At 43.9% G+C, this 9,539-nt stretch carries 11 protein-coding genes; 5 read left to right on the top strand and 6 right to left on the bottom strand.

Annotated features, from left to right (window positions below; all coding sequences use genetic code 11):
- Nucleotides 1-148 precede the first annotated feature (148 nt).
- The 3 genes from NI461_RS11930 to NI461_RS11920 all read left to right on the top strand — a co-directional run bounded on the left by NI461_RS11930 (nt 149) and on the right by NI461_RS11920 (nt 3,029).
- Nucleotides 149-505, top strand: a complete 357-nt coding sequence (locus NI461_RS11930; protein ID WP_253150841.1) for a YbjQ family protein — start codon at nt 149-151, stop codon at nt 503-505.
- A 3-nt stretch (nt 506-508) separates the two neighbouring features.
- Nucleotides 509-955 (top strand): YbjQ family protein, encoded by a 447-nt coding sequence (locus NI461_RS11925; RefSeq protein WP_253157399.1) that lies wholly within the window; start codon nt 509-511, stop codon nt 953-955.
- 796 nt (nt 956-1,751) lie between these two features.
- Nucleotides 1,752-3,029, top strand: coding sequence for an MFS transporter (locus NI461_RS11920; RefSeq protein WP_253157397.1), 1,278 nt, complete (start codon nt 1,752-1,754; stop codon nt 3,027-3,029).
- Between the two features lie 67 nt (nt 3,030-3,096).
- Here the strand turns inward: NI461_RS11920 and NI461_RS11915 are convergent, their stop codons facing one another.
- A complete protein-coding gene (locus NI461_RS11915) occupies nt 3,097-3,594 on the bottom strand; it encodes a DUF2505 family protein (protein ID WP_151204275.1) in 498 nt (165 codons plus the stop codon).
- A 140-nt stretch (nt 3,595-3,734) separates the two neighbouring features.
- Complete coding sequence (locus NI461_RS11910; RefSeq protein ID WP_253157395.1) at nt 3,735-4,007, bottom strand: hypothetical protein; 273 nt, start codon at nt 4,005-4,007, stop codon at nt 3,735-3,737.
- A gap of 169 nt (nt 4,008-4,176) precedes the next feature.
- On the opposite strand from NI461_RS11910, the gene NI461_RS11905 reads away from it, so the two are divergent.
- Nucleotides 4,177-5,061 (top strand): alpha/beta fold hydrolase, encoded by an 885-nt coding sequence (locus NI461_RS11905; protein ID WP_253157393.1) that lies wholly within the window; start codon nt 4,177-4,179, stop codon nt 5,059-5,061.
- Nucleotides 5,062-5,098: 37 nt separating this feature from the next.
- Here NI461_RS11905 and NI461_RS11900 read toward each other — a convergent pair whose 3' ends face one another.
- Complete coding sequence (locus NI461_RS11900; RefSeq protein ID WP_253157403.1) at nt 5,099-5,581, bottom strand: hypothetical protein; 483 nt, start codon at nt 5,579-5,581, stop codon at nt 5,099-5,101.
- A gap of 371 nt (nt 5,582-5,952) precedes the next feature.
- On the opposite strand from NI461_RS11900, the gene NI461_RS11895 reads away from it, so the two are divergent.
- Nucleotides 5,953-6,408, top strand: a complete 456-nt coding sequence (locus tag NI461_RS11895) for a GNAT family N-acetyltransferase (RefSeq protein WP_253157391.1) — start codon at nt 5,953-5,955, stop codon at nt 6,406-6,408.
- Nucleotides 6,409-6,419: 11 nt separating this feature from the next.
- Here the strand turns inward: NI461_RS11895 and NI461_RS11890 are convergent, their stop codons facing one another.
- From NI461_RS11890 to NI461_RS11880, 3 genes are all read right to left on the bottom strand, one after another.
- On the bottom strand, nt 6,420-8,252 hold the full coding sequence (locus NI461_RS11890) for a diguanylate cyclase (protein WP_253157401.1): 1,833 nt from the start codon (nt 8,250-8,252) through the stop codon (nt 6,420-6,422).
- A gap of 163 nt (nt 8,253-8,415) precedes the next feature.
- Nucleotides 8,416-8,757, bottom strand: a complete 342-nt coding sequence (locus NI461_RS11885) for an FKBP-type peptidyl-prolyl cis-trans isomerase (RefSeq protein WP_151204272.1) — start codon at nt 8,755-8,757, stop codon at nt 8,416-8,418.
- Between the two features lie 82 nt (nt 8,758-8,839).
- The gene (locus NI461_RS11880) at nt 8,840-9,463 is read right to left on the bottom strand and encodes an MgtC/SapB family protein (RefSeq protein ID WP_253157389.1); all 624 of its coding nucleotides are present in this window, start codon (nt 9,461-9,463) and stop codon (nt 8,840-8,842) included.
- Nucleotides 9,464-9,539: the final 76 nt, after the last annotated feature.

The following is a 9,539-nucleotide window of genomic DNA, read 5'->3' as shown; positions in this document are numbered from 1 at the left end:
CCCGAATCAGACGTATGAGCAAACTAAAACCGAGCTAATTGCATAACTCGGTTTGAAGTGGAATACTGTCAATCTATTTCAGGACAAGACATTAATCCTCAATTTCCTATCTTCACAGCCATCCTATTTTCATTTGAATATCACAAAAATGCTGCTCAGTAATTTAGAAACCGTTCCGGGCCATACCATTAACCGTCAAATTGATGTGGTATATGGCAGTACAGTACGAAGTAAACATGTAGGACGTGACCTGCTGGCGGGTCTGAAAAATATTGTCGGTGGTGAACTCACAGCCTATACTGAACTGCTGGAAGAGTCCCGTCAGGAAGCCATGAACCGTATGATTGAAAAAGCCCGCGCACTGGGTGCGAATGCGATTGTAGGTATCCGCTTCTCGACTTCAAATATTGCCCAAGGTGCATCGGAACTGTTTGTATATGGTACCGCCGTGGTCGTCGAACCCCATACGAACAAACTCCCTGATCCCTTCCCTCCGGCTGCTTAAATCATGGACGGTTTAATTCTTCAGATCACCATTTTCGTGATTCTGTTCAGTGTGGGGTTTGGCTTTGGCCGCTACAATGAGCGTAAACATCTGCAATATCTGGCAGAACAGGAACAGCGCCTGGCTTATATTGCGGTCAATAACAGCCGCTTTATCCCTTCAAATTTCTCAGGTCAAATGATCAGCAGCAATGTGGTGATTTCCCATGACTATTTTAAATATGCCATTGCCAATATTCAGAATTTCTTGGGGGGACGTTTGACCAGTTATGAAAGCGTGGTTGAACGGGCTCGACGTGAGGCAATCGTGCGCTTAAAACTTGAGGCTGAGAAAATGGGTGCACAGCAGATTATGGGGATTCGGCTAAGTACCACCGAACTCGGCATGCAGGGCGGCATGGTCGAAGTCTTTGCTTATGGCACCGCGATTCAGGTACCAGCTACCCCCTAAGGTCTGTCTATCCACAAGCTTCTATACAGATGATCAATTGTATGCTGTACGATCTAAGCTGGAAAATCGCGAAATACCCACATGACTTTACTGCCTGCTAAAGTAAAATAACGCAGCTTGCTCTGTTGTTCTCATGCCATTTGCCCGCTGGTGTCCTGCACACTTAAGTAATCTGCTTCCAAGACCTGGGCTGCCATTTCCATTTTCCGGATGGATTGAGTTCACCGGTTGCATATACAGCGCAGCTGGATAATGTGAATTTGTAGGGGGACGATAAGGGGCTGTTGATATTTCGTCTATGTTTGCCACGTGAGAGATATCTCGCAAGAGTTTTTAGCGGATATAAGCCATCAGACAGCCCAATGAGCCATTCTAAATAAAGGACTCATCACGAGATTGAGATAACAGCAAAAATATACTCGTCCTCTTGCCCTTTAAACAAAGCAATACTTTGTGCTTGCTCATGCAGCCAAAGCTTTCTCAAGCTTCGTTATAAAACTTGTCAAAAGTCTCTATTTCCTTCATTTCATGCCTTATTCGTTCAGCCTTTTTCTTTTCATTGAAACATTTCAATCTTTTTTCTGTTTCTTAAGGCTATTTTTAGCTAGAGACCGCTGACGGATTCAAGAAAAAGTACCCAAATTTCAGTCTAGACATTTATATATTCCAAATAATTGAATAAAAATAAAATCTGATAACTTTTAGTTAAAATCAAACAAAGAAAGTTTGATTATTCAATTAAAAAAGCATTCTTTAAAATCAATCATCTAGGATTATTTATTAGCGGAACTCAAGTATGGTTGCTCATTCCACACTCACCCGTGCTGACAAACGCACCCTTGGACTCTCCTCTTTGGGCGGCGCACTCGAGTTTTATGACTTTGTCATTTATGTATTTTACGCCAAACTGATTTCTGAACTGTTTTTCCCCAGTACTTTAAGTCCATTCTGGGCCATGCTGAACACTTATGGCATCTTTGCTGCGGGTTATTTTTTCCGCCCGCTGGGGGGCGTGGTCATGGCGCATTTTGGCGACCTGATCGGACGTAAACGCCTGTTCAGCTTGTCTATTCTGCTGATGGCTCTACCTACCCTGATGATCGGGATCATGCCGACCTTCGAAAGTATCGGTTATGCCGCCCCTTTGCTGTTATTGCTGATGCGAGTCATGCAAGGCATCGCGATTGGTGGAGAAATTCCGGCAGCCTGGACCTTTGTTTCGGAACATGTTCCGGAACGCCGGATTGGTATTGCCAATGGCGTTCTGACGGCGGGTCTGTCCTTAGGTATTTTACTCGGTGCCCTCATGTCACTGTTCATTTCCCTGCAATTTAGCGAAACTGAAATCAAGCAATGGGCATGGCGCATTCCGTTTATTTTAGGCGGTATTTTTGGCTTTGTGGCGCTGTACTTACGCAGTTATCTTAAAGAGACGCCTGTCTTTCAGGCCATGCAGGCTAAAAAGGAACTGGCCAAAGAGCTGCCTGTAAAACAGGTACTTGCCCAGCATAAAACCGGTGTGGTTCTGGGCATGCTGTTTACCTGGTTCCTGACCGGCTGTGTGGTAGTACTGATTTTAGCCATGCCGAACTTGTTGGTGGCTGGTTTTGGTTTTGAACGGGCCGATGCCTTTAAAATGCAAAGTGCGGCAATTGTCATGCAAATGCTAGGCTGTATTCTGGCAGGCATGCTGGTAGACCGTTTCGGCGCAGGTAAAATCATGTTGCTTGGCGCTTTATTTGTCGCACTAATGGCAGGTATTTTCTATCATAGTCTGGAGCATGTAGAGGCTTCGACGGTGTTTATGCTGTATATGCTGCTCGGCCTGAGTTCAGGCACCGTGGGCATCGTCTCCTACAGTATGGTCAAAATGTTCCCGGCCCAGATCCGGTTTAGTGGCATTTCATTTTCCTATAACCTTGCCTATGCAATTGCCGGAGGAATCACCTTGCCGCTGGTTCAATGGCTGAGTCTATATAGCAATATTGGCGCCATGTACTATATCTGGGCGATCTGTCTGGTGACCCTGTTAAGTGCTGTAATTTATCAAAGAAAATTTGAAAAAATAGGATAAAGCCCATAAAAAGAGCCTGCTTATCAGGCTCTTTTTATCGAATATTGAAAGACCGAAACATCAAAAATCAGGCTGACAGATTCTTACGCAGCTCATCTTCAACAATATTGATTTCAATCTCGCTAAATTTACGGATTTCTCCTTCAGCATGCTTCTCCAGCATATTGCCCAACAAAGGCACTTTAACTTTAACGCTCCAATCCAGCTGAAACTGGATCTGTGCCTCATCACCTGTCACCACACGCTGACATTTCGCTTCAATCGGCAGATTTGCACCTAATTCTACAATTGAAGTCATTTCTTCCAGATTACTTACATCAGTGCGCTGCAAGCGAAAAGCATCTTTTAACAGTTTTTTCGCCATATCTGGAATTTTAACATCCAGATTATAGGCACGTTTTAAAGTATAAATCTGGCCCTGCTTTTCAGAGACTAGAATTTCCATATTCTGTGCAGGGATGCGGTGACAGACCGCTTCATGCATCCGAATATCTGCGGCCAGACGTTTAAAGTCATCAATTGAAATACCCTGAATGATTGCTGTTACAGTGAACTGGTGTGCCATACAAATTTTCCTTATTTTTATTGCTTGAAGGATGGGCTTGTCTTGAATCAGCTAAGGGAAAACCCTCAATAGAGCAGCTATTTAATTCAATTTTAAGGCAGATGTCATTACTCGATTGCGGGTAAAAAATGACAATCTGGTCAATGTTTCCGGATGAGCTTTGCTGATACCTCTGCACCACAGCTGAGCTGAAGACAGGCATCCCGATAATAAATGACCACATCAAATTCCTCGGCACCATCATCCAGACCACTCACATACCAGTGTGTACCTCGAGGAAATTCATGTAACCAAGCGGATTGATAGAACTCAGACACCGAATCAAACTGTAAATATTTTTCGGGATTCGCTTCAATCCGGACTGCAAGCTGAAGGAACTGATTCAGCTGCTTATAATAAAAGTCAATCAACATCCGGCGTCCTTGAGTTTAAACAGCGCCTTACAAGACACCTGCTTATGTAACGGTTTCGATGCAACAGCTCTTGCAAACGACTGTAGAGTTTTGACATCTCTGGGCGGATCTGCTTAAAACTACTATAAATGATTCTTATCCTGATCGCTGAAAATAAAAGGAACTTAGTATGACACAAGGAAAAATTCAGACCCGAACCGTGCAATTTCTGGCGGAGGACGGCTACACCTTAAGTGGCAAGCTTTACCAGACAGAAATGCCCGCTCTGGCCAATATCGTGGTGGCCTGTGCCACCGGTGTTCCGCAAGCGTTCTATCGGCGCTTTGCTGAATATGCGACCGCCGCCGGTTTTCAGGTATTGACTTTTGACTATCGTGGTATTGCAGCTTCAGCACCCAAAACGCTCAAAAACTTTAAAATGTCCTATCTGGACTGGGGCCGTTATGATCTGACCGCCGCGATTGAGTATTTAAGCAAAACCGGTCTGGATATTTATATGATTGGGCATTCCTATGGGGGGCAGGCTCTGGGGCTGAGTAAATATCATGACCGGGTAGAAGCGCTCTACTGTTTTGGTACGGGTGCAGGCTGGCATGGCTATATGCCTTTTAAGGAAAAAATCAAAGTTCAGGTGATCTGGAATATTATTTTTCCGCCGATGGTGGCTGTTAGTGGCTATCTGCCATGGAGTCTTCTGAAAATGGGCGCAGACCTGCCCTATGATGTGTATCGTGAGTGGCGCAAATGGTGTAAAAATCCGACTTACTTTTTTGCTGACCCTGACTTGAAAGCATTGCATGACCAGTATGCGCAGGTTCAAACCCGGATTTATGCCATTGCCGCTCTGGACGATGCCTGGGCTTTACCCGCATCAAGGCAGGCCTTTATACAGCACTACGCTCAAGCTAAAAAATCCTATATTGATATTCGCGCAGCAGATTATGGCCTTCGGGAGATTGGCCATATGGGATATTTCCGTCAGGGCGCAGAAAAAATCTGGGATAAAGCATTGAACACCTTTAAACACTTACATCAGCAGAAATATGCAGCCTGAAGATTGTTTTGATCTGGGGCCTGATTGCTGATAGATATCAGATACAGTGCGAATGTGATAAGTTTTTAGCAATCTCCAGCTTATGTTCCTGCCCGAAGCGGTCAACATGCGTATAAAGAATGCCATAGCAGCCCACATAATACTCCAGAGACTGGTCATAGAAATTCCAGTAAATTGACCATTCTCCCAAGTCCAGATGACGAATATGTGTAGTGGTCCGTCCCGGCATTTTATAGAACAGTCTCTGTTGCAACTGTTCAGCCTGAACCGGATCCTGAAGATCTGTTTTCTGCTGAAACAGTAAACTGGCGACATCATCGAACAATTCCTGTTCATGGGCTTCTACCACATGAACCATTTCCCGCCTGACGTAATTGGGGAGAGGAACGGCAGCCAAAGCTGTGGCTGTGTTTGATGCTTTGCCCTTGCGATAACGACGGATTTTATAAGTCTTCAGGCCCACCTGACAGGCTGCATAAAAGATCAGCAATAGACAAAACAACAGCAAAAATTTAAGCATCATGGATTATCTCACCGGGCTGGTTCTAGGGATAGAAGTCGTTTATTCATTTGAGAGTGACTTAAAGCTAAAGGCGGCTTTTAGGCTTAGCCTTCTTAAAGCGCTCACAAGCCTATTTTTATAGAGTCTTTTCTTCTAATTTTTCACTTCATATTAATGGCAGTCTTTAGACCGTCTGCCTTGCTATTGTTAATCTAATTTAAACTGTTCAGACTTTAGGCAAAAGATAAATAAATGAGACAAATTATCAACAAAAAACGGCTTTTGCAGGGCATTGTTTAGCAAATTTATCCCAAAATGACACAATCACGCTCTTGGTTTTCCAATTGGCTTTGCCGTCAAATGGAACCTCCCTATAAATGGTCGAGTAAATGAATAAAATTATGATTCGTGAAGGGAAGGTTCAGGATATACCGCAAATCATTCAGGTCATTCATGACAGTATTCAATCTTGTGTGCTGGATCATCAACGCGAAGACAGTGTGATCCAGACCTGGCTGGAAAAATTTAACCAGGCCTATCTGATCGTTGAAATGCTGTATAACGATTGCTGGGTCTATATTTTACATGACCGGGTTGTAGGCTTTTTAATGGTGAGTGACCGCGGTGAAATTCTGATGCACTATGTCAGTGCTGACTGCCAGCGCATGGGTTTTGGTACTCAGTTGATCCAGCAGATGTCTGTCTCTTTAGCCAGAAAAAAGATTCATCAGCTTGAAATACAGTCGACCCAGACTGCTTTAGCCTATTATCAAAAACATGGCTTTCTGACACGTATCAGCCCAGGTGCTGAAGACCCTTATCGTTTATATAAATATACCTTCTAACTATTTTATTTTTATTCTGCCATTTTTAACTGGTCACGCCCCGCCTGCTTTGCGGCATAAAGTTGGACATCCGCAGCTTTCATCAATTCATGAATATCGGTATAACGCTGCTGATCATCCATCCAGGCCACGCCTATACTCACCGTCACATAAGTCTTATGATCGCCCCGGTTCAAATGCTCAAACTGCTGTTCACGAACCTTCCGCAGTACATTTTCCAGATAAGCTGAGGCGACCTGAATTGTCACATTTTTCAACAGAATCGCAAATTCCTCTCCTCCATAACGTGCTAGATAGGCAGATTCGGGTAATTCTTTCTGAATCACCTTCACCAGACTCTGTAAAATTTCATCCCCTTTCAAGTGTCCATAATAATCGTTATAGTTCTTAAAATAATCGACATCCAGCATGCTAAAAATCAGGCTTTGCTGTGAATCTTGGTGCAGATGAGAAAAGTGCTTTTGTATTTCTTCATTCAAAGCTCGCCGGTTAAAGGCTCCTGTCAGCGCATCTATATTCATCTGGTCTTCCAGCCTGGTATTCAGCTCATATAACTGTCGGGTACGCTCCTTCACTTTCTGGTCCAGCGAGCTGTTTAGCTCCTTTAAACGTATATTTAGCTGCTCGGTTTGATAAGTGTGATGGGCATAGTTTCTGGACTGCTGAAACATGGTCAACAAGGCATACAGACTGGTTGAAATAAACAGTAAATTTGTAGTTTCAATAACATTGATCAGTAATAGATAATCATTCAAAAAGGTCAGGCACAAAAAAACCACTGCATACAAGGTGAGACGTGAATAAGGCAGTTTTTGCCGCAAGGTCTGATAAAAACCATAGATGAAATTACCCCCAATCACCCAACAGAAAATAGCGCTATACAGTGCCACACGTTCAAATATTTCCGGTTGAGTAAACAAGGTCACCATACAGTTAAACAGCAGAAAAGCCACTGCTATATAATAAACATAGCGATGCAGATAACGCTGATTAAACAGGTACATATAGCTGAGGAAAAACAGAATTGCCAAGAAGGTGAATAAATATTGCAGACGCATCCCCCAAAGCCAGTCAATACTGGTAAAGACCGAATAGGCATAAGGGGCATTAAACAGGTTGTGCAAAGCCAGAAAAACAATAAACAGGCCAAAGGTGAAAATACTTCTACTATTACGTTCCTTGGAACCACGAAAGACTGAAAATAAAATTGTAAAGCAGCCGATTCCCAACACCATGCCACTGACCATGCTGATACTCATCATAATCTGCTGGTACTGCCGGTTAATGGTGCTTGCTGTTCCAATTCGCAGCGGACGTTCGAGTCCTCCATGTAAAGTACTGTAGTTGGAGACTTGAATACTCAGGGTAAAATACTGGCTTTCTGGTACAAAATAACCGATCTGAGGCGCTCTTTTGGTGACTTGACCTGCCTCAGTGGTGCTGATTTTACCTAAGCGCAGAATAAAATCACCATTCATATAGACCTGATAGGCGCCATATTGTGCCGGAATATGGATCGCTATTCTTCGTCCAATAAATTCTTTAGGAATTCTAAAATGGCCAATAAAAGTGCCATACCCCATATTTGATCCGGTCAGACTTTTAAAGGACGCCGGGAGCTGACAAACTTGTGGCTGGACCACCGGACTAGGTGCAGTAATAAACTGCCCCTGATAAAACAGCCAGTCTGTATCCAAAGACGTACTGGTGTTCTCAGTAAAGTTGATTTCCGCAATATCATGTTCGGGAGGCGATGCAAAAGCAGATAAGGCTTGAGCTTGGGCTATCACCGATACAGTCAGTATGAGCCAAGCCACCACTACCTTATAGATATGCCTTATCATGTTTTGCAAAAGCGCAATATTCCTGAAAAACCGGTTATTTTTCAATCTTACGTAGAATCAGAACAAGTACAATTTTTTTTTGTAGTGAATACGACGAAGCCTACCTAAGCCATGACTTCGTCTTTTTTATAGAGAGTTAAAAAACAGGATATCGGCAGCCCGATTATTCATCACGGGTTTTTACGTCGTACAGTTCAATTTCAAAAATCAGATTCGAGTTGGCTGGAATGATTTTCCCCATTTTACGTTCGCCATATGCCAGATGTGCCGGAACCCGCAATTTACGTTTGCCACCCACTTTCATTCCTAGGATGCCTTGGTCCCAGCCCTTAATCACCCGGCCCGTACCAATCACGGTTTCAAAGTAATTTCCGCGATCCAGTGATGAGTCAAATTTGGTTCCATCTTCGAGCCAGCCGGTATAGTGCGTGGTAATTAAGGCACCTTTGACCGCTTCTTTTCCCTCACCTACTTTTAAATCAATAATTTCAAGTTCGTTGATCATCGTCATTCATCCAAAACTGGTATTTAATTCAGGCAGTATAAACCGGATTTACTCAAATTCCTTGCGCTTTCATGGCAAGGGCCTAAAAGCTGAGCTGCTGAATTTCCTCATCCTGCAGCAAGCACTGGGTCAATTTTTGATGGTTTTTGGCCGATCCCATTAAGACCCAATGCCCAGTAATCTGTCCTTCCATTTTTTGATGGTGAGAATAGATCACTTTTAGATGATGGTCTTTAAACAGTTGTTCATAATGGTCGATTTTATGCTGTTCAAAACAGCAGACCATGTCATAGCTGCGCTCCTGATTCAGCAATTCAATCCCGCGCTGGACATACAGCAGGAATACCAGCACCAGCATGACTATAATCGTGGTCCAGATACTTAATAAGGCATAACCTGCACCGACCGCCATACCCAGCGCAGCCGTCATCCAGATGGTGGTTGCGGTGGTAATGCCGGAAATCCGGTTCTCATCTTTCAATATAACCCCGGCACCCAGAAACCCCAGACCCGTCAAAACATTAGCTGCCAGCCGGTCAGGATTTTCCACACCAATTTTCAGGGAAATAATGGTAAACAGGCAGGAGCTCAGGCTGACCATGATCATAGTGCGCAGCCCGGCGGATTTACTGTGATATTCCCGCTCTGCGCCAATAATTGCACCGAGTGCAACTGCTAGCAGCAGCTCATACAACTCATGAGGCATGTCTCGACTCTGGAACTGACCCGACCTCCCAGATATACGAAATTTTGCGACCAGGATGCAAGTGGAGACTTGCATC

Origin of the sequence: Acinetobacter sp. S4400-12, assembly GCF_024129495.1 — a bacterium.
In the GTDB taxonomy this organism is placed as follows: domain Bacteria; phylum Pseudomonadota; class Gammaproteobacteria; order Pseudomonadales; family Moraxellaceae; genus Acinetobacter; species Acinetobacter lwoffii_C.
This window is presented reverse-complemented; position numbering and strand designations above follow the sequence as displayed.

Bases quoted from the DNA above. Each gene is read 5' to 3' on its own strand.
- NI461_RS11915 (WP_151204275.1), bottom strand. From the start codon at position 3,594: ATGGCACACCAGTTCACTGTAACAGCAATCATTCAGGGTATTTCAATT.
- NI461_RS11905 (WP_253157393.1), top strand. From the start codon at position 4,177: ATGACACAAGGAAAAATTCAGACCCGAACCGTGCAATTTCTGGCGGAG.
- NI461_RS11880 (WP_253157389.1), bottom strand. From the start codon at position 9,463: ATGCCTCATGAGTTGTATGAGCTGCTGCTAGCAGTTGCACTCGGTGCA.
- NI461_RS11920 (WP_253157397.1), top strand. From the start codon at position 1,752: ATGGTTGCTCATTCCACACTCACCCGTGCTGACAAACGCACCCTTGGA.
- NI461_RS11900 (WP_253157403.1), bottom strand. From the start codon at position 5,581: ATGCTTAAATTTTTGCTGTTGTTTTGTCTATTGCTGATCTTTTATGCA.
- NI461_RS11890 (WP_253157401.1), bottom strand. From the start codon at position 8,252: ATGATAAGGCATATCTATAAGGTAGTGGTGGCTTGGCTCATACTGACT.
- NI461_RS11895 (WP_253157391.1), top strand. From the start codon at position 5,953: ATGAATAAAATTATGATTCGTGAAGGGAAGGTTCAGGATATACCGCAA.
- NI461_RS11925 (WP_253157399.1), top strand. From the start codon at position 509: ATGGACGGTTTAATTCTTCAGATCACCATTTTCGTGATTCTGTTCAGT.
- NI461_RS11930 (WP_253150841.1), top strand. From the start codon at position 149: ATGCTGCTCAGTAATTTAGAAACCGTTCCGGGCCATACCATTAACCGT.
- NI461_RS11885 (WP_151204272.1), bottom strand. From the start codon at position 8,757: ATGATCAACGAACTTGAAATTATTGATTTAAAAGTAGGTGAGGGAAAA.
- NI461_RS11910 (WP_253157395.1), bottom strand. From the start codon at position 4,007: ATGTTGATTGACTTTTATTATAAGCAGCTGAATCAGTTCCTTCAGCTT.